Origin of the sequence: Bacillus paramycoides (genome assembly GCF_038971285.1) — a bacterium.
Lineage (GTDB): Bacteria > Bacillota > Bacilli > Bacillales > Bacillaceae_G > Bacillus_A.
In genome coordinates, this window is sequence record NZ_CP152427.1 from 575,948 (window position 1) to 595,444 (window position 19,497).

General features: G+C 35.3%; 16 protein-coding genes. 8 read left to right on the top strand and 8 right to left on the bottom strand.

Annotated features, from left to right (window positions below; all coding sequences use genetic code 11):
- Positions 1-81 precede the first annotated feature (81 nt).
- Together AAG068_RS02995 and AAG068_RS03000 are read right to left on the bottom strand one after the other, a co-directional pair.
- Entirely contained in the window at positions 82-606 is a 525-nt protein-coding gene (locus AAG068_RS02995) for a DUF4871 domain-containing protein (protein WP_342717776.1), read from the bottom strand.
- A gap of 266 nt (positions 607-872) precedes the next feature.
- Positions 873-1,799: a DMT family transporter gene (locus tag AAG068_RS03000; protein WP_342717778.1), complete on the bottom strand. Its 927-nt coding sequence runs from the start codon at positions 1,797-1,799 to the stop codon at positions 873-875.
- Between the two features lie 120 nt (positions 1,800-1,919).
- Here AAG068_RS03000 and AAG068_RS03005 point away from each other — a divergent pair, with 120 nt between their 5' ends.
- On the top strand, positions 1,920-3,320 hold the full coding sequence (locus AAG068_RS03005; RefSeq protein ID WP_342717780.1) for a PLP-dependent aminotransferase family protein: 1,401 nt from the start codon (positions 1,920-1,922) through the stop codon (positions 3,318-3,320).
- A gap of 66 nt (positions 3,321-3,386) precedes the next feature.
- Here AAG068_RS03005 and AAG068_RS03010 read toward each other — a convergent pair.
- From AAG068_RS03010 to AAG068_RS03025, 4 genes are all read right to left on the bottom strand, one after another.
- A protein-coding gene (locus AAG068_RS03010; protein WP_088060789.1) for an IS3 family transposase occupies positions 3,387-4,717 on the bottom strand; the annotation gives its coding sequence in 2 pieces (ribosomal slippage) (positions 3,387-4,330 and positions 4,330-4,717; 1,332 coding nt in all).
- A 137-nt stretch (positions 4,718-4,854) separates the two neighbouring features.
- A complete protein-coding gene (locus AAG068_RS03015; protein WP_000351216.1) occupies positions 4,855-5,367 on the bottom strand; it encodes a GNAT family N-acetyltransferase in 513 nt (170 codons plus the stop codon).
- Positions 5,368-5,513: 146 nt separating this feature from the next.
- The gene (locus AAG068_RS03020) at positions 5,514-6,968 is read right to left on the bottom strand and encodes a sensor histidine kinase (RefSeq protein ID WP_342717802.1); all 1,455 of its coding nucleotides are present in this window, start codon (positions 6,966-6,968) and stop codon (positions 5,514-5,516) included.
- Between the two features lie 65 nt (positions 6,969-7,033).
- Positions 7,034-7,705 (bottom strand): response regulator transcription factor, encoded by a 672-nt coding sequence (locus tag AAG068_RS03025; protein WP_342717804.1) that lies wholly within the window; start codon positions 7,703-7,705, stop codon positions 7,034-7,036.
- A 329-nt stretch (positions 7,706-8,034) separates the two neighbouring features.
- Here AAG068_RS03025 and AAG068_RS03030 point away from each other — a divergent pair, with 329 nt between their 5' ends.
- Positions 8,035-8,157 (top strand): hypothetical protein, encoded by a 123-nt coding sequence (locus AAG068_RS03030; RefSeq protein WP_001068388.1) that lies wholly within the window; start codon positions 8,035-8,037, stop codon positions 8,155-8,157.
- A gap of 354 nt (positions 8,158-8,511) precedes the next feature.
- Here the strand turns inward: AAG068_RS03030 and AAG068_RS03035 are convergent, their stop codons facing one another.
- Positions 8,512-9,018: a GNAT family N-acetyltransferase gene (locus AAG068_RS03035; protein WP_029437410.1), complete on the bottom strand. Its 507-nt coding sequence runs from the start codon at positions 9,016-9,018 to the stop codon at positions 8,512-8,514.
- A gap of 231 nt (positions 9,019-9,249) precedes the next feature.
- Entirely contained in the window at positions 9,250-10,056 is an 807-nt protein-coding gene (gene fdhD, locus AAG068_RS03040) for a formate dehydrogenase accessory sulfurtransferase FdhD (protein WP_342717811.1), read from the bottom strand.
- Between the two features lie 302 nt (positions 10,057-10,358).
- Between fdhD and fdhF the strand changes: the two genes are divergently transcribed.
- From fdhF to AAG068_RS03070, 6 genes are all read left to right on the top strand, one after another.
- Complete coding sequence (fdhF, locus tag AAG068_RS03045) at positions 10,359-13,295, top strand: formate dehydrogenase subunit alpha (protein WP_342717813.1); 2,937 nt, start codon at positions 10,359-10,361, stop codon at positions 13,293-13,295.
- 12 nt (positions 13,296-13,307) lie between these two features.
- Positions 13,308-13,790, top strand: a complete 483-nt coding sequence (locus AAG068_RS03050) for a DUF1641 domain-containing protein (RefSeq protein ID WP_342717815.1) — start codon at positions 13,308-13,310, stop codon at positions 13,788-13,790.
- Between the two features lie 156 nt (positions 13,791-13,946).
- Positions 13,947-15,818, top strand: coding sequence for a glycerophosphodiester phosphodiesterase (locus AAG068_RS03055; RefSeq protein WP_342717817.1), 1,872 nt, complete (start codon positions 13,947-13,949; stop codon positions 15,816-15,818).
- Positions 15,819-16,189: 371 nt separating this feature from the next.
- Positions 16,190-17,323, top strand: a complete 1,134-nt coding sequence (gene ald / locus AAG068_RS03060) for an alanine dehydrogenase (protein ID WP_001219742.1) — start codon at positions 16,190-16,192, stop codon at positions 17,321-17,323.
- A 103-nt stretch (positions 17,324-17,426) separates the two neighbouring features.
- Positions 17,427-18,842: an amino acid permease gene (locus AAG068_RS03065; protein WP_001284878.1), complete on the top strand. Its 1,416-nt coding sequence runs from the start codon at positions 17,427-17,429 to the stop codon at positions 18,840-18,842.
- Positions 18,843-19,110: 268 nt separating this feature from the next.
- Positions 19,111-19,488 (top strand): ArsR/SmtB family transcription factor, encoded by a 378-nt coding sequence (locus AAG068_RS03070; RefSeq protein ID WP_000918377.1) that lies wholly within the window; start codon positions 19,111-19,113, stop codon positions 19,486-19,488.
- Positions 19,489-19,497 lie beyond the last annotated feature (9 nt).

Consider the following 19,497-nt stretch of genomic DNA (forward strand, 5'->3'; position numbering starts at 1 on the left):
AGCTAGAAGCAGTGCCTAAAAGGCACTGCTTTGTTGAGATAAGAAATTAAAATAAGGAGAGAGTGTTTTAGTTTAGTTACTTTACTCAGTATGGATTACAAACTGATCATAATATTTTTCATTCACATATATATTTAATACCCATAATCCAGATGAAGGTAGTGACATAGTGAGAGGGAGTTCGTTTGTAGTGGAATCAATTGTATTTGAAGTAGTCCAAGTTGGTTTGGAAGTTTCTTGTTGAAAGAGTACTGGTGTTGGAGTTACTGATCCTTGCTTTAGTGCAATAATAGATAGTTTTCCAGTTGGCATTTCAGGATCTAAAAAGTACCACATCATTTCGCTTTTTTCATTTGCGATAATAGGGCTATCAGCCATTGCGATTTTGTCTTCAATACCTCTTAAAGGTATTTTTTCTTGTATGAAGGAGGGTGTTTCTTCCCAATTTACATCTTTTAAAACGCTAAGGTGAAAGAAGGAAGGTGCATTAACTTGAGTGGATGACGTTGCGATAGCTTCTTTTTTAGGTTTTTCTAAATCAGGTTGCGCTTGTGTGCATCCAGCGATGAGAAAGGAGAAAAGTAGCATAGTTCCGATTTTTTTCATGGTGTCACACTCCTAATTTTTATTGTTAGTGTAATTGTATTTGCCAGAAAGCGGGACAATTCCTTTAAAACGTCAAAAGAGGTCGTAAGTTTTGTACGACCTCTTTTGACATTTTCTATCCCGCTTTAATGGGCAGTAAGATCCCCACCTCAAAATTCAGCGAAAGCTAAGAATTTAGGTGGGGGATCAACTGCCCATAAAAGTCCGATTGGTTCAACTAATAATCAGTGGGGATGAAGAACCCCCCCACTGATTAAAGTTTCACTTTATATTTGTTCAGTTGAAAAGGTAGGTTCATTCTCTTTTTGTGGCATCGTTAAGAAAATAACAGAAAGAACGATACATAAGCCGCCTAATAATTGATAGGCTCCAAAGGATTCATTCAGCCAAGCGATTGAAACGATGGTAGCTACAAGTGGTTCAATACTAGATAAAATGCTTGTTTCTGTTGCTGCTAAATATTTCAGACTACCGATATAAAGGAGGAAAGAAAGAGTGCCACTTATAATGATAAGAATAAGCATAGAAAATGTTTTTAGTGTAAAAGTTTGTGAAAGCTGATTCCATTCAAACGAGCGATTACAAATAAGCAGGGCAATACCTCCAATTAACATTCCCCAGCCAATTACTACAGTTGTTCCGCATTCTTTAATAAGAGAGGCTGGATGAAGGGTATAAAATGCAAATCCAATTGCTGTTAATAGACCAAAAATAATGGCTTCTTTTGATAAAACAATATTTTCAATTGAACCATTTGTAATAATAAAGTATGTCCCCGTTAGTGCCGTTATAATTGCGAGCAGTTGCATAGACGCTGGGAATTTTTTTTGTCCAAATGCGACATAAATGGTAATAAGAACAGGGCCAAGAAATTGAAATAATGTCGCTGTAACCGCGTTACTAATATGAACTGTTTCAATAAAGGCGTATTGCGCACCAAGCATGCCGAGAATAGAGAAAATAATAAGTTGTATAGAATGTCTAGGGTGTCTCCAAATTTGAAATATGTTTTGTTTCTTTGTAAGTAAGAAAGATAAAATAAATATTCCCGCAAGCAATAAGCGAATTGTTAAAAAATCAACTGATGATACGTTAGTATGTTGAAATAGCCACTGAATCATCGGGCCAGATAATCCCCATAATGTAGCCCCTGTAATAATCATAATGAGTCCGATACGTCTACCATTGTTCATTATCATGTTTCTCCTCTCCGGTATTTGATTTTTTATGTGTGACATGATAAAAGGAATTATATATAAAATCTGGTACTGTAAAAAGTATCAGATTTTAGTTTTATTAAGGGGTCAGATATTATGTTAGAATTAACGCCTAATTTAAATGTGAATAGTAAAAGAGCATTGTACGTGCAATTGTATGAGTATATAAAAAAAGAGATTAAAGATGGAACGATTCCGGCTTTAACAAAACTACCTGCAAAAAGAAAGCTGGCGAGCTATTTACAAGTGAGTAAGAATACAGTAGAAGCGGCTTACGAGCAATTACTTGCAGAAGGTTATATTGAGTCGGCATCGAGAAAAGGTTATTTTGTATGTAAAGTTGAACAGATGATTTATGTAGAAGGAAGTGAAGTGAAAGTAGAAGAGGTTCCGTTTAGGGAGGAAAACTATACATTTGATTTCACCCAAACAGGAGTTGATACGCATACCTTTCCGTTCACTATGTACCGCAAGCTTATAAATGATGTATGGCAGCCACATAATAATAAATTGCTTTTTCTTGGACATCCTCAAGGGGAATTGAGCCTGAGGGAGGAAATTGCCAACTATTTGTATGAATCTAGAGGTGTGCGTTGTTCAGCTAGCCAAATTGTATTAGGGGCGGGAACACAAATATTAGTGAAGTTACTTTTTCAATTGTTGAAGGGAAGTAATTATGCAGTTGAAAACCCAGGTTATCATAGGAAAATGGTTGTTTTTGAACAAGGAGAAAAGAAGGTTCAAATGTTGTCTTTAGATAGGGACGGAATTTGTATGGCAGATTTAGAAAATAGCGATGCAAATGTTGTATTTGTAACACCTTCTCATCAGTTTCCATATGGAATGATTATGCCTATTACGAGAAGGACGCAGCTTTTACAATGGGCGAAGAAAGCAGAAGATAGATATATTATTGAAGATGATTACGATAGTGAATTTCGTTATTCAGGAAAGCCAATTCCGGCACTACAAGGATTAGATACAGATGGGAAAGTTATTTATATGGGGACGCTATCAAAAGCTTTGTTACCCTCATTACGGATGAGCTATATAGTATTACCGAAGAATTTAATTGAAAAATATCAACAGGAATATTTGTTTTATACGCAAAGTGTTTCGAGAATGGACCAAGAAGTGATTAGAAGGTTTTTAAATGAAGGCCATTTGGAAAAACATATTCATAAAATGCGTGTCGTCTACCGAAAAAAGAGGGATCGACTTGTCTTTGAAATAGAAAAGTATTTCTCTAATCGTGTTGAAGTGATAGGAGAAGATTCGGGATTGCACATTTTATTACAAGTGCATAATGGAATGCGAGAAGAGGAACTCATTAAAGAAGCTGCGAAATATAGTATTAAAGTATATCCTGTTTCTACGTACTATAAAGACGGTACTGCACCTGAAAATATCGTTTTACTTGGGTTTGCGATCTTATCAGAAGAAGAAATTGCGAAAGCGATTCAACTATTAGATACAGCGTGGTTTAGAAAAAAGTAAAAAACATCCTCATATATTGAACTGTACCCTATAAAATGGACAGTTTAATAAAAAAGCCCTGAAAAATCAAGCACTTAAAAGGTGGTTCCGATATTCAATCGGAGCCATCTTTTTTAATGTCCACTGATAACGATTATAATTATACTCCTTCATATATTCCCTTATGTTGAGTTCGAGGGATTCAAAGGTTTGACAATCTTTATAATCTAATTCATCTTTCATATGACCAAAAAAGGATTCCATTGGTGCATTGTCTAAACAATTGCCCCTACGGGACATAGATTGTCTGATTCCCATTTCCCTTACGCGTTTCTGAAATTCAGGGTGTGTGTAATGAATACCTTGGTCTGAATGTAGAAGCGCTTCAGAATGGATGCTTTCTCCTAATCTCTCTTTCAAGTTATTTAATGTTTGATAGACGATATCCATTTGTAAAGAAGAGGAGACATGATAGGCTAAAATTTCTCGTGTTGTGCTGTCTTTTACACATGATAAATAAGCCTTCTTTCCTTTTCCATAAAATAAATAGGTAATATCCGTTAACATACTTTTTTCAGGCTCTTCTTGATTGAATTGGCGTTTTAAAAGGTTCGGACATGTTTTATGTTCTTGTGTCGCCTTTGCGATGTGTTTATAAGGATTCGCTCGGCGAATCTTTGTCACAAGATTATATTTACGCATAATACGGTAAATACGTTTGAGGTTCATACAAATTCCTTTTGTCTTTTCCAACACCATTTTGATAGAACGACCACCACATGTTTTCCTTTTTCGATTGAAAATTTCTTGGATCCATTCATAATCTGTTTCATCATTGCGTTCTTTTTCTAAATGTTTCTCTGTCTGATGAAGCCACGCATAGTATCCACTCCGACTTACCCCAGCCAGTGTGCAAAGATAACGCACCATACGTGGGAATTGGAATCGACGTATGGTTTGTTCAATCAGTGTGTATGTTTCTCGTGGTGTTAACGCTTCTTCTGTAACGCCTGCCTTTCGAGTTCTTCTAACTTTTTTAGGAATGTCAATTCCGCTTCTAAGAACGCAATACGCGCTTCCGCTTTCTTTAATTTTTCATCGGAAGAGAGAGGTTTTTCCGAAGGACGTCCCGTGCTTCCTTTCCCGCGGCGTTCTGTATAAAATCCTTCTTCACCAAATTGTTCAAAGGTTCTTCGCCAACGTTTCAAGCATTGTTTTGGTTTCTCCTCACCAATCACAGCTAAGTCAAACCCATTCTCTAAAAAGATTTGGCTAGGACCTTTTCCTTGTTGATTTTCTTTTACCGCTCTTACTTTGAAATCTGGACAATAGCTAATCGAACGTTCCGACGCTTTTACTACATTTTTATTTTTTTCCAGCTGCTTCATTTGAATCTCATTAAAAATAATTTTACTCATTCTCCGTACCTCATTTCTATCGTTGGTTCCATTATAACGAGGTTTTTTGATAAAAATACACAAAAACCCCGAATCATGGGGCTTTTTTTAAGTGTCCATGATTCGGGGTACAGTTCAATATAAGAGGATGTTTTTTATTATTTATTTTCGTCTAAGAATAAGACCATATGCTCTTCGTCCCAATATTGTCCGTTATATTTTAATGAACGTTCTTGTACACCGAATGTTTTAAATCCTAATGATTCATAAAGTTTTTTCGCTCCATCGTTGCCGACAACAACATCAAGCATAACTTGTTCTACCTCTAAAGATTTAGCAAGTTCAAGACATTCTTTAATAAGTGCTTTTCCTGCTCCAAGTCCGCGTGCTTTTGGAGACACATATACAGAACCAATTTTAGCTTTATGTTCTTGTTTTACATATGGTTTCGTTTCCAGTGTTGCAACCCCGATTAATTGTCCATCTTTAAATGCACCTAGCGTATAGTTTTCATCTTGTGCTAATTTTTGTGCTTTATATTCAATCGCACACTCTTTATTAATAATATCTTCATAAGAAGAGCTGAAAGCTTCAGGGTTTTGCTTTAAACCTTCTACACGAAGTTCTAAGTAAATTTCCGCTTCATCTTTTGTTAATACATGGATATCCAATTATATCACCCTCCAAATCTTTGACAAATGTATCTTTATTTTATATTGAAATAAGAATAATTTCAAAAGCTTAGCTTAAATGAATAGATTTTATGAACAAAATAACACCAGTAGTGTTTACTACTACTGGTGTTTTCACACGCATCTTATTCAAAAGGTAGTTCAATTATAAAGTTTGTTCCTACTCCTAATTTGCTTGTTACTAGAATGGAACCGTTATGCAATTCTACAATTTCTTTTGCAACAGCTAGTCCGATACCTTTTCCTCCAGTAGCTCTCGTTCTGGATTTATCAACGCGATAAAAACGATCGAAAATATGTGAGATATCTTCTTCAGGAATACCTTCTCCTTCATCGTCTACACTTATTGTAAAAGAATCTGTTTCCGTGAGTACACGTATCGTAATAGATGTGTTTTCTGGCGAATGTTGATAAGCATTGTGTAATAAATTTAACATAACTTGCTCCATACGTCTTTCGTCTATGCAAACTTCTAAATCATCTTTGCAGTATACATGGAGTTGCATTTTTTTATTTGTTAATGTTGTTTTTGTTTTTTCAATCATTCGTTCTAAAAATGGTTTAAGTAGCACTTTTTGTTTTTTTATAACAAACTGGTGTTGTTCTAATTGTACAAGCATAAATAAATCTTGGACGAGATCAGTGACACTATCTGTTTCATCCTCAATGATTTGCAAGTATTCTTCTCGCTCTTCTTTCGTTAAAGAGTCTCTCTTTGCTACCTTCGCATACCCTTTCATATAGGTCAATGGAGTTAATAGTTCATGGGCAACACTAGCGAGAAATTCATTGCGTTCTTTTTTCATATAAGTCAATTCACTGGATAAATCTTCAATCGTTTTTGCTAAACTTCCAAGTTCATCATTTCGTTTTATACCTAATTGAATTGGCGTATTTAATTTTGACATTTTTTCTGTTGCTCTCTTCATTTTTATAAGCGGTTCTGTAATAACACGAGAAAAAATAAAGACAGAAATAGTTGTTAAAATAATTGTTAAAACACTAATGATAAGAAATTGGTTCATGAGTTTAAGTAACATATTTTCTAAGAAAGATGTTTTTAATAACATATATAACTTTCCTTGAAACTTTGTTGTGTTAAGTGGGCTTACTGTTGTGATGAATTTTGATTTTTTCCAGTTTCTCTCAACGATTAATCCGCTTTCTGGGACAGATTCTGTTTTACAAGTAAGTTGTTTTTGCATTTCTTTTGTTACGGGTTCTGAGGTGGAAATAATTTTGCCGTTATGGTCAGTAATAATGATAGCTATATCGGTGTTAGAAATTGATTCCGATTCAACTAAGTGTGCAGCCGCATTTGCAATCTGGAACTCAGGGTACACGGGGCGTTTAGGATTTTTATTGTGTTCAGCGTGTTGCATTTCTTTATAATATTCATCCCGTCTCTCGCGAATTTTAATTTTTTTACTATAGCGATTACCTTTTTCTAAAAGAGCAAGTGTTTCTTCTTCAATCCGCATTGTTGAAATGCTTTTGTAAAAAGAAACGAAAGCAATTGTTTCGATGCATAAAGCTAATATTAAAAAGTATGTCCCGATTTTAAGGGAAAGTTTGCTCATGTTCTCACCATACCTTATTCATAATAAACGGTCAGTGGTACGATATTTTCCACTGACCGAAGTAATTATTCACTTTTCCATTTATATCCGACTTTATAGACAGTTTCTAAGTAATTTTCAACTGGAAATCCTTTTTTGCGTAGTTTATCACGGATATTGCGAATATGTGAATCGATTGTTCTATATTCAATGTCTGTTTCATAACCCCAAATTTTTTCAATTAAATCATCTCGGCTATAAGCACGGTTTGTATTTTGTAAAAATAGTCCAAGTAACGAAAACTCGATAGGAGTTAGTGAAATTTTTTCGTCATATACTGTGACAGTATGTTTCGTTTTATCCCACTCAATACCATTGAAGCTAACGAAGCCATCTTTCTTTGTACGGCGTAATATAGCCTCAATTCTTGCGACTAATACATGCTCATCAAATGGTTTTGTAATATAGTCATCCGCGCCCATAGTGAGGCCTTTCACCATATCGTAGTTTTGATTACGAGCTGTTAGCATGATGATTGGAATGTTGGAAATTTGCCGAATTTGATAGCAAGTATCCCAGCCATCCATGTTCGGCATCATAACATCTAACAAAATAATATCGAAGTCTTTTTGTTCTATTAACTTTAGCGCTTCAAGGCCAGAGGTAGCTTTCATACAAAAATAGCCACGAGGACTTAAGAACAGATCTAATAATCGTAACATGCGTTCTTCATCGTCTACTAATAAAATTTTTACCATAATCTTGTGCACCCCAAACTGTTCATTCTACTTGTATAGTTTACATGAAAATAATAAAAAACTCTTTTTATGTGATTGAGTGGAAGAGTTATTTTTCGCTCAGAGTAATTGACATAAAAAATGCACTAGTTTTGCACAACTATTTTTTATAATAGAAAACGTAGCGACACAAAATACCCTATGTTGCGACATAACGTCATGTCATTTTATTTATAAAATGACAATTCCATTCTATTGTGTATGTGAGATAGAGAGGGTTTTCGTATTCACCTCGCATCGGATAAGAAAAATTTCCTATCTCACACTTTTTTTAAAAGGAGATCATACACATGAATCCAAAAGAAGAAATTTCAAAAAAAGAAAAGCAAGATCGTAATACGGTTGTCATGTGCATTGCCGTATCTATGGTTATTATCATAAGTTGTGTAAATAAAATTTTGGGGATTTTATAATATAAAAAAAGCTTATTGCTTCTTAAGGAGCAATAAGCTTTTTTCGTTATTAGGGGAATCGTTCTATATAATAAACCAAGGTAAAATTGCTAACCCAGAAGTTACAATTGCTGTAGTACATATTAAAAGCATAGCTCGTTTGTTTTGTTTCATGTCACATTCTCCTCTACCTATCAAGTACATGCGATTAGCGTGGATGTAGTTCCCCACTGAGTAAAGTTTCACTTTATATTTTTAGTATAATGAATGGAAAGGTTTGGTACGATCGATAAAGGTGACATAAAGATTACATTGTTGTAATGAAAAAAGCACCTTTCTTAATAAGAAGATGCTTTTAAAAACTATATTGAAGTATTAATCATTTAAGAACAGAACCATATGTTCCTCGTCCCAATATTGACCATTATGTTTTAATGAACGTTCTTGTACGCCGTAAGTTTGGAAGCCTAATGACTCATATAATTTTTTTGCGGCATCGTTACCAACTACAACATCGAGCATAAGTTGTTCTACTTGTAATTTATCGGCATTTTCAATAATTGCTTTAATGAGAGCTCGTCCTGCTCCAAGGCCACGCGCTTTTGGAGAAACGAAAACGGAACCGATTTTTGCCTTATGTTCTTGTTTAATGAAAGGCTTTGTTTCTAAAGTAGCAATGCCGATTAAATCGTTATCTTTGAAGACCCCTAGAGTATACTTATCCGGATTGCTTAATCGTTTTGCCATAGCAGCTACAGGATTCTCATGTTTAAGAACATCTTCATAAGAAGAGCTAAAAGCTTCCGGGTTCTTCGTTAAACCTTCCATACAAACTTTTAAATATATTTCTGCGTCCTCTGTCGTTAATAAGCGAATTTCCATAGTTGTAACCTCCTTGGTCGATTTCAAATAAAATAGATCCATTACTTTTATAAGATTGCGTATGCGTTTTGTTAGCAGTCTCTTTTAATTTGTAAAAGAATGAAAAGATATATGCTACAATGTTTTGTTTTTTAATATGTAATGAAATTATATATTAACTTTATTAACTATTCAAGTGTTTAATATATTACATTTTCATAACTAAAATAACTCCTCGTTTGAGGAGTTATTTTAGTTATTCGATTGATAACCATCAATTCGATGTGGATGTGTGTAAATATTACAAGATCCATTTCTAATAAATCCTACAACTGTAATGCCTAAATCGTGAGCGAGTTGCAATGCTAGTTTTGTTGGAGCAGATTTAGATAGAACAATTTCGCATCCGATTTTTGAAACTTTGAGTAAAATTTCGGATGAAATGCGCCCGCTAAATGCAATGATTTTTCCTTTAACGGATATATCGTTGCGCAAACAGTGGCCATATATTTTATCTAATGCGTTATGTCTTCCAATATCCATTCTTGATAGGAGGATATTGTTTCGATCGCATAGTGCGGTATTGTGAACACCGCCGGTTTGGCGAAATGTAGTGGAAGATTGTTGTAAAGTATTCATTAAGTGAAAGCATTCTTCAGGAGAAATTTTCACGTGTATATCATGTAAATCTTTTGCCTTTGCTGCGTCGTTAACGAAAATAAAACCTTGTCTACCTTTTCCGCAACAAGAAGTAATGTATCGTTTATTATATAAATTTTGATAGAGCGGATTTATTTTTGATGATGTTACATGGACAATTCCGTTATCTTTTTGAACCCATAGTTCTTCAACATCTTTATAGGAAGAAATAATTCCTTCAGAAATTAAAAAACCAATTACCATATCTTCAATATAATTTGGTGTGCATACGACTGTTACATATTCTTCACCATTCAATTTAATCGTAATAGGAGATTCTGTAACAATCTCATCAAGCTGTTTTGAAAATGTACCAGATTGATAGCGTACAATTGTATAAGTCTCTTGCGTAGGCCCCATATTAAATTCCCCTTTTATATGTATTTCTCTCCCATATTTATCATAAAACAATGAGAAAATAAAAACACCTATTAGCAAGAAGATTACAGATTATTTTGGTTATTATTGTATATGTACGATATAATAGAACAGTAGAATAGTGATATTTTCAAGCTTTCGTAGTTATACCTTATAACATCTAGAATCGACTTCATAAGAAAAGTATTTGCGCAGAGCGTTTCAAAAATATGTACAGTAATGCGATTTTGAAAACGGATTCATAATCTTATTTTGTACAGTTGGTTGTAAGGAGAGGGGAAACTATGGCAGAACAGACAGTCCGTGTAACCGTGGATGGTAAAGAATTTTCCGCATCGGGTGAAAAGACGATACTACAATTATTTAACGAGAGTAATTTGGAACATCCTCAAATTTGTCATGTACCAGAAGTAGATCCAATTCAAACTTGTGATACGTGTATTGTAGAAGTGAATGGGAAGTTAATGCGTGCTTGTTCAACGAAATTAGAGAATGGTATGCATATTGAAAGACAGTCCCAGCGTGCAAAAGAGGCACAGACAGAGGCAATGGATCGAATATTAGAGAATCATTTATTGTATTGTACTGTTTGTGATAACAATAATGGTAACTGTAAAGTCCATAACACGGTACATATGATGGGAATTGAAGAACAGAAATATCCGTATGAGCCGAAAGTAAGTGCTTGTGAAGTGGATATGTCACATCCTTTTTATCGGTATGATCCAAATCAATGTATTGCTTGTGGACAGTGTGTAGAAGTATGTCAAAACTTACAGGTTAACGAAACTATATCAATAGATTGGAGCTTAGATCGTCCACGTGTTATATGGGATCATGGTGTAAGCATTAATGACTCGTCTTGTGTAAGTTGCGGGCAGTGTGTAACAGTATGTCCATGTAATGCGTTAATGGAAAAATCAATGTTAGGTGAAGCTGGATTCATGACTGGATTAAAACCAGATGTGTTAGATCCGATGATTGATTTTGTAAAAGATGTAGAGCCTGGATATAGTAGTATTTTAGCGGTTTCGGAAGTAGAGGCTGCGATGCGTAAGACGAAAGTGAATAAAACAAAAACAGTTTGTACATTTTGTGGTGTCGGTTGTTCATTCGAAGTATGGACGAAAGATCGCCATATACTAAAAGTTCAACCTGTTTCAGATGCACCTGTTAATGGTATTTCCACATGTGTAAAAGGAAAATTTGGATGGGACTTTGTAAATAGTGAAGATCGCATTACGAAGCCATTAATTCGCCAAGGAGATATGTTTGTTGAAGCTACTTGGGAAGAGGCTCTTGAAGTTGTTGCTTCTAACATGCAGCATATTAAATCTGAATATGGTAGCGATGCATTTGGATTTATTTCTTCATCGAAAGTAACGAATGAAGAAAACTACCTTATGCAAAAACTAGCTCGACAAATATATGGAACGAATAATGTGGACAATTGTTCTCGTTATTGTCAATCTCCAGCAACAGATGGTTTATTTAAAACTGTCGGTATGGGCGGGGATGCTGGAACAGTGAAAGATATAGCTGAAGCAGGCCTTGTCATTATCGTTGGTGCGAATCCAACAGAAGGACACCCTGTACTTGCGACGCGTGTAAAACGTGCTCATAAATTACACGAGCAAAAACTGATTGTAGCAGACCTTCGCAAACATGAAATGGCAGAGCGTGCGGATTTATTTATTCATCCGCGCCAGGGTACGGATTACGTATGGCTTGCTGGTATTACGAAATATATTATTGATCAAGATTGGCACGATAAAAAGTTTTTAGCTGAAAATGTGAAGAACTTTGATGAATATAGCAAAATGTTAGAAAAGTATACGCTTGATTATACAGAAGAAATTACGGGGATTTCGAAAGAAAATCTGAAAGAAATGGCTCGTATGGTATATGAAGCAGATGGTACTTGTGTGCTTTGGGGAATGGGTGTAACGCAAAATACAGGAGGAAGTACAACGTCTGCAGCCATTTCAAATTTACTGCTTGTTACAGGCAACTATCGTCGTCCTGGTGCAGGCGCATATCCATTACGAGGTCATAATAACGTACAAGGTGCTTGTGATATGGCAACATTACCAAACTGGCTTCCAGGTTATCAAGCAGTATCAGATGATACGCTTCGTGCTAAGTTTGAAAAAGCATATGGCACAACGATTCCGAAAGCACCAGGATTAAATAATATTGCAATGTTACTCGCGGCAGAAGAAGGAAAACTACGTGGTATGTATGTCATGGGGGAAGAAATGGCTTTAGTCGATTCCAATGCGAACCATGTACAACATATTTTAGCGAATTTAGACTTCCTCGTTGTTCAAGATATGTTCTTATCAAAAACAGCTCGTTTTGCTGATGTTATTTTGCCAGCGGCACCAAGCTTAGAAAAAGAAGGTACGTTTACGAATACAGAGCGCCGTATTCAAAGATTATATGAAGTATTGAAACCGCTTGGTGATTCAAAACCAGACTGGTGGATTTTGCAAAAAGTTGCTCGTGCACTCGGTGGTGATTGGAATTACGAAAGTCCAAGTGAAATTATGGACGAAATCGCATCACTTGCACCGTTATACTCTCAAGCAACGTACGACCGTCTAGAAGGATGGAATAGTTTATGTTGGGGTAGTCATGATGGTAGCGATACACCGCTATTATATGTAGACGGATTTAACTTCCCAGATAAACTCGCTCGTTTATCATTAGATGAATGGATACCACCGGTTGTAGCGCCAGATGAGTACGATTTACTTTTAAATAATGGACGTATGCTAGAACATTTCCATGAAGGGAATATGACGAATAAGTCGGCTGGTATCTTATCTAAAGTATCTGAAGTATTCGTTGAAATTTCACCTGAACTCGCTATAGAGCGCAATGTGAAAGATGGTGGTCTTGTGGAATTAGCATCACCATTTGGAAAGATTAAAGTACAAGCGCTTATTACTGATCGTGTAACTGGGAAAGAACTATATTTACCGATGCATGCAACGATAAATGAAGAAGCGATTAATATTTTAACTGGGACGGCAACAGACCTTTATACGTGTACACCGGCGTATAAACAAACGATGGTGAAAATGCGTGTATTACGTGAAAAAGGAAACCGTCCGTTACCATCTTCAAACCCACGAGATAAACAGCGTAATCCGCAAAATGGTGTTGAAATTGAGCAAAAATGGCAAAGAAAACAATACGTATCACTTGTGGACTAGGGGGCGGAGATAGTGGCGAAAGAAATTACGTTAATTAAAAAGAAAGTTGTAACAGAGGAAGAACAGAAACAGCAAGTAGCAGATGAACTTCTAAATGAGCTATCTAATAATCGTGAAGCAGTAGAAGAAACGATGAAGCTTTTAGCACAGTTGCAGAAGGCTGGTATATTAGATGCGGCAATTAGTTTGCTTGCTGCGAAGGAAGATGTTTCAAAAATCGCTGTGGAGCAATTAAATCGTGAACCAGTTAAAAATGCACTCAACAACATGATGGGGGCGGGGGAAGCGCTATCCTCAGTTGACCCAGAAGTAACAAAGCAAATCACATCGAGTTTAGTCACTGGATTGCAATTTGCAACAGATGAATTAAAGAGTGGTAAAAAAACAAAAGTAATGGATTTCTTTAAAGTGTTAAAAGATCCAGATATCAATAGAGCCATTACATTCGGATTTAGCTTCTTGAAAGCATTTGGACAAGGGTTAGAGAAAAAATAGATTCAATGAAAAAAGTGATGGGAAGTAGCCATCACTTTTTTCATTGTATGTATAAGAGTGTTCATGTTAAGCGGAATATATTATTATTAAAGGGATGGGTTAGAAATGGAAATGTGGAATCCATCTCAAATATCGTTTTAGAATGTGGAGGAATATATGCAACACCGTAAAAGACTATCTATACCAGGGGTAATGAGACATTCCTTTCAAACTGTTAGATTTGCCTTTTGGAATGTGTTAACATTCCAACTTGCTTATAAATTGTTAGCAGCGATTGTGTTTATCCCACTTTTCGGTATTATTTTCAATAAGTTGTTGTACTTTGGTGGGTATGCAAACGCAACAAATGATGAGTTATTAGCATTTTTGAAAACACCATACGGGATTTTGGCGATTGTAATTTTATCTATATTGGCATTGTTCCTGATCTTTACAGAGTTTGCAGTACTTATTATCATTTCGTACTTCGCTCATAAAAGGCAAAAGGTGAGATTACGTCCAATTTTATATAAAACAGTAACGTATTTACCTTCTCTGTTTACATATTGCTTACCTGGATTTGTTTTGTATGCAGTTGTACTATTACCACTATTAAGTATGGGATATAAGTCTGCATTGATTCCAGAAATTCAAATTCCTAATTTTATTACAGGTGAACTATTTAAGACAACAATGGGGCAAGTTGGATATTATACTTTCTTTGCTGTAGTTGCCTATTTGAACCTTCGTTGGATTTTTGTTTTACCTATTATCGTTTTAGAGGAGAAGCCGTTCCGTACGGCAGCACGAAAAAGTGCAAACTTAGTAAAAGAAAGCTTCTTTAAAGTGTTGTTCTTTTTAGTAGGTTTTTTCATATCTGTAGGAATTGTTTTTCTTTTATGTGTAGGAATTTATTTACTTTGTCTGTGGGGAGTATATGAATTTACAAACCCAGAAGGGACATTTGCACTACTAGCAGAGTCAACTATTTCAGTCTTCTTAACAAGTACATTGTATCTATTTAGCTTTATTATGACGCCGTTCTATATTATGGCGTTAACAAGATTGTATTTACAAAAGGTTCCGGTCGAAGATGTTTTATTAGAAGAAGGATTAGATTATTCAAAGACGAAGGCAGATAAATGTTTCTTCCAAAAACATCGTTGGAAATTTATTGGTGTATATATTGTAGGAATTATTACGGCGGGAATGGTTGTTGCTTTCATTGTGACCTTTATTACAAACACATATAAAGAACCGATTATTATGGCTCATCGCGGTTATATTTCAAAAGGTGTAGAGAATACGAAAGAAGCTGTGCAGGGAGCTATTGATGCGAAAGCAGACTACGCTGAAATTGATGTACTACAAACGAAAGACGGTGAGCTAGCAGTTATACATGATTTGAAGTTGAAACGTCTTGCCAATGCTAATGTTCATGTTTCGGATTTAACGATGGACGAGTTAAGACAGCTTACTCTTAGTCAAGATGGGTTTTCAGGACAAATCAGTACACTTGATGAAATCATTAAGCTGGCTAAGGGAAAAATCAAACTTAATATTGAAGTGAAGCTTCATGGTGGCGAAAAAGATTTTGTAAATAAAGTACTAAAAACGATTAAAGATAATGAATTTGAGAAGCAATGTGTTATTCAAACGTTACATTACCCGCTTATTAAAGAGTTTAAGCGTGCAAATTCAGATATAAAAGTCGGATATATACTGTATGCAAGTAGAGCCAACTTAAAGAATGTGAAAGCTGATTTTTATGTAGCGGAAGAATACATGTTAAATAAGAAGTTAGTAAAAGAAACAAGGAAGTTAAACAAACCAATTTATGTATGGACGGTAAATGATATGGAAAGTTTAAAGGGATATTATAAGTTAAACGTAGATGGTATCATTACCGATTACCCTGAAGATGCACGTGAAACAATTAAGATGTTAAAAGAGCAAGAAGCGGAAGAAAGTGATCTGTTTGATAAAATTACGGAAACAACAGATGATTTATTTTCCAAGTTATTTATAAGTTACCCAGCTGCTGGCTAAATGCCTGTAGCTGTTTTTTTTTACAAAAAGAATATATCTCTAAAGTATTGTGTAAATTAATAACTGAATATGTATACGGCATCATTGAGGTTTCTTACATCGTTACATTATTGTCAAATAATAAATGATTACTACTTATTTTGAAGGAGTATAATAAAAATAGAGTGATAAATAATGAGATGGAACAAAGAGGCTAATAGAATCAATATTCCATAAATTTACACTATTCTAAATATATAAACTTTAAAAACATATTATGTTAGCGTTTTCATAACTTTTAAGTTATGCTAGAATAAGGACATAAGTTATTAATTATTACAAAAAGAAAAAAGACTTTCTTTTTTCTGTTAATTATAAGGGGGCATTTCATTATGCGTATTGGGGTACCAGCAGAAATTAAAAACAACGAAAACCGTGTGGCAATGACACCAGCAGGTGTTGTACATTTAATTCGTAACAATCACGAAGTATTCATTCAAAAGGGTGCAGGTTTAGGATCTGGTTTCACAGATGCTCAGTATGTTGAAGCAGGAGCAAAAATTGTTGATACAGCTGAAGAAGCTTGGAACATGGAAATGGTTATGAAAGTTAAGGAACCAATTGAAAGCGAATACAAACACTTCAGCGAAGGTTTAATCTTATTCACATACTTACACTTAGCTCCAGAACCAGAATTAACAAAAGCATTAATCGAAAAGAAAGTTGTTTCTATTGCATATGAAACAGTACAATTAGAAAACCGTTCTCTACCATTACTTGCACCTATGAGTGAAGTAGCTGGTCGTATGGCTGCACAAATTGGTGCACAATTCCTTGAGAAGAACAAAGGCGGTAAAGGTATCTTACTTGCAGGTGTTCCAGGGGTTAAACGTGGTAAAGTAACAATCATCGGTGGTGGACAAGCTGGTACAAATGCTGCTAAAATTGCAGTTGGACTAGGTGCGGATGTAACAATCATCGACTTAAGTGCAGAACGTCTTCGTCAATTAGATGACATTTTCGGAAACCAAGTAAAAACTTTAATGTCTAATCCTTACAATATTGCAGAAGCTGTAAAAGAGTCTGATCTTGTAATCGGTGCAGTATTAATCCCAGGTGCAAAAGCGCCAAAACTTGTAACAGAAGAAATGATTAAATCAATGGAACCAGGTTCTGTTGTTGTAGATATCGCGATTGACCAAGGTGGTATTTTCGAAACAACTGACCGTATTACAACTCATGATAACCCAACTTACGAAAAACACGGCGTTGTTCATTATGCAGTTGCAAACATGCCAGGTGCGGTTCCACGTACATCAACTCTTGCATTAACAAACGTAACAGTACCATACGCAGTACAAATTGCGAACAAAGGCTACAAAGAAGCTTGCTTAGGCAACTCTGCATTACTAAAAGGTATTAACACATTAGATGGCTATGTAACATTTGAAGCAGTTGCAGAAGCTCACGGTGTAGAGTACAAAGGTGCTAAAGAATTATTAGAAGCAGAAACAGTATCTTGCTAATAGAAGCATTATACAAAACAAAATCGAACAATATATAAACCAACATGATAAGAGCTAAGAGTGAATATCTCTTAGCTCTTCTTGGCAAAAGGGGGCATACATCGTGGCCAACCTATTTAAAAAGAAATCCGTTACGCAATTGTTAGGGGAAAGTAAAAGTAAAACTTTAACGAAAACGCTAGGGGCATTTGACCTAACAATGCTAGGGATTGGTGCGATAATTGGTACAGGAGTTCTAGTATTAACAGGATTAGTAGCAGCAAGAGATGCTGGTCCAGCAGTTATTTTTTCATTCATGATTGCAGCGATTGTTTGTGGATTTGCAGCATTATGTTATGCAGAAGTTGCATCTACACTGCCGGTTTCAGGTAGTGTGTACACATATTCATATGCGACAATTGGTGAGTTTATTGCCCACCTAATGGGATGGACATTACTATCTGTATATGTTGTAACAACTGCCGCAGTAGCTGGTGGATGGACAGGTTATTTCAATAACTTAGTGAGTGGATTTGGATTAGAAATTCCAACAGAGCTGTTAAAGATTCCATCACAAGGTGGAATTGTGAATTTACCAGCAGTAGTTATTACTTTAGTTTTAACTTGGTTATTATCAAGAGGTACGAAAGAAAGTAAACGTGTGAATAACATAATGGTATTAATCAAAATTGGTATTGTTATTTTATTCATTGCAGTTGGTGCGTTTTACGTACAACCAGAAAACTGGACACCATTTGCACCATACGGTATTAGCGGAATCTTTGCCGGAGGAGCAGCAGTGTTCTTCGCTTTCTTAGGATTTGATGCATTAGCAACTTCTGCTGAAGAAGTAAAAAATCCACAACGTGATTTACCGATTGGTATTATTGCTTCGTTAGTAATTTGTACAATCATTTATGTTGTAGTTTGTCTCGTTATGACAGGTATGGTTTCTTATAAAGAGTTAGATGTACCAGAGGCTATGGCATATGTGTTAGAGGTTGTAGGACAAGATAAAGTAGCAGGTGTAATCGCAGTTGGAGCTGTAATTGGTATTATGGCTGTAATCTTTGCTTACATTTATGCAACAACACGTGTATTCTTCGCGATGAGCCGTGATGGTTTATTACCAAAATCATTTGCGAAAATTAATAAGAAAACAGAAGCGCCAGTATTCTCAACTTGGTTAACAGGTATTGGTAGTGCTTTAATTGCTGGATTTATCGATTTAAAAGAATTGTCGAATTTAGCGAATATTGGAGCATTGTTAACATTTGCGATGGTAGGTGTGTCAGTTATTATTCTTCGTAAAACACATCCGAACTTAAAACGAGGCTTTGTGGTACCACTTGTACCAACGCTACCGATTATTTCAATCGCATGTTGTCTATTCTTAATGTTTAACCTACCGTTAACAACATGGATTTACTTCGGTATTTGGTTAGCAATTGGAGTAGTTGTATACTTTGTTTATTCGAAAAAACATAGTCATTTAAAAGACGATGGAAGTTCGCAGGATAATTTAGAACAAGCTAATTAAAAGCTTAATTAAAAGGGATATAAGTATAGTAAGCCTTGTGCGTCTAGGGAGCGCGCAAGGCTTTTTTCTTTTGTGTAAAATGTACATCCTTTTTTGTATGAGAATGTAATGGATGCGGAAAATATGTGTAGATCTTTTTTTTAATGTGAACGAAATGTTCAAAAAAATGTATGAGATTTCATTGACACATATGAATGGACGCTCATATAATAAGAGTATAAGATATATGAATGATTGTTCATATGTTCAAATAAAGAGGTGAGCTATAATGGCTGGAAATAAAGTAGAAACACCACAAGAGACATGTTCTCAAACGATAATTCATGAAGAAGTTGTTGATCAAGTAAAACAAACAATTCCAACTGATGAAAGTTTAAGTAAAGTAGCAGAACTATTTAAAGTATTAGGCGATCGTACACGTACGAGAATATTACATGCGTTATTTGAAGCAGAAATGTGCGTTTGTGATTTAGCGTATTTATTAGGAATGACACAATCATCTATTTCACACCAGCTTCGTGTGTTAAAGCAAGCGAAACTTGTAAAGAATCGTAAAGAAGGAAAGGTCGTTTATTATTCGTTAGCTGACCAGCACGTAATTCATATCTTCGAGCAAGCGTTTGAACACGTAAACGAGGAAGAATAAAAAGTACGC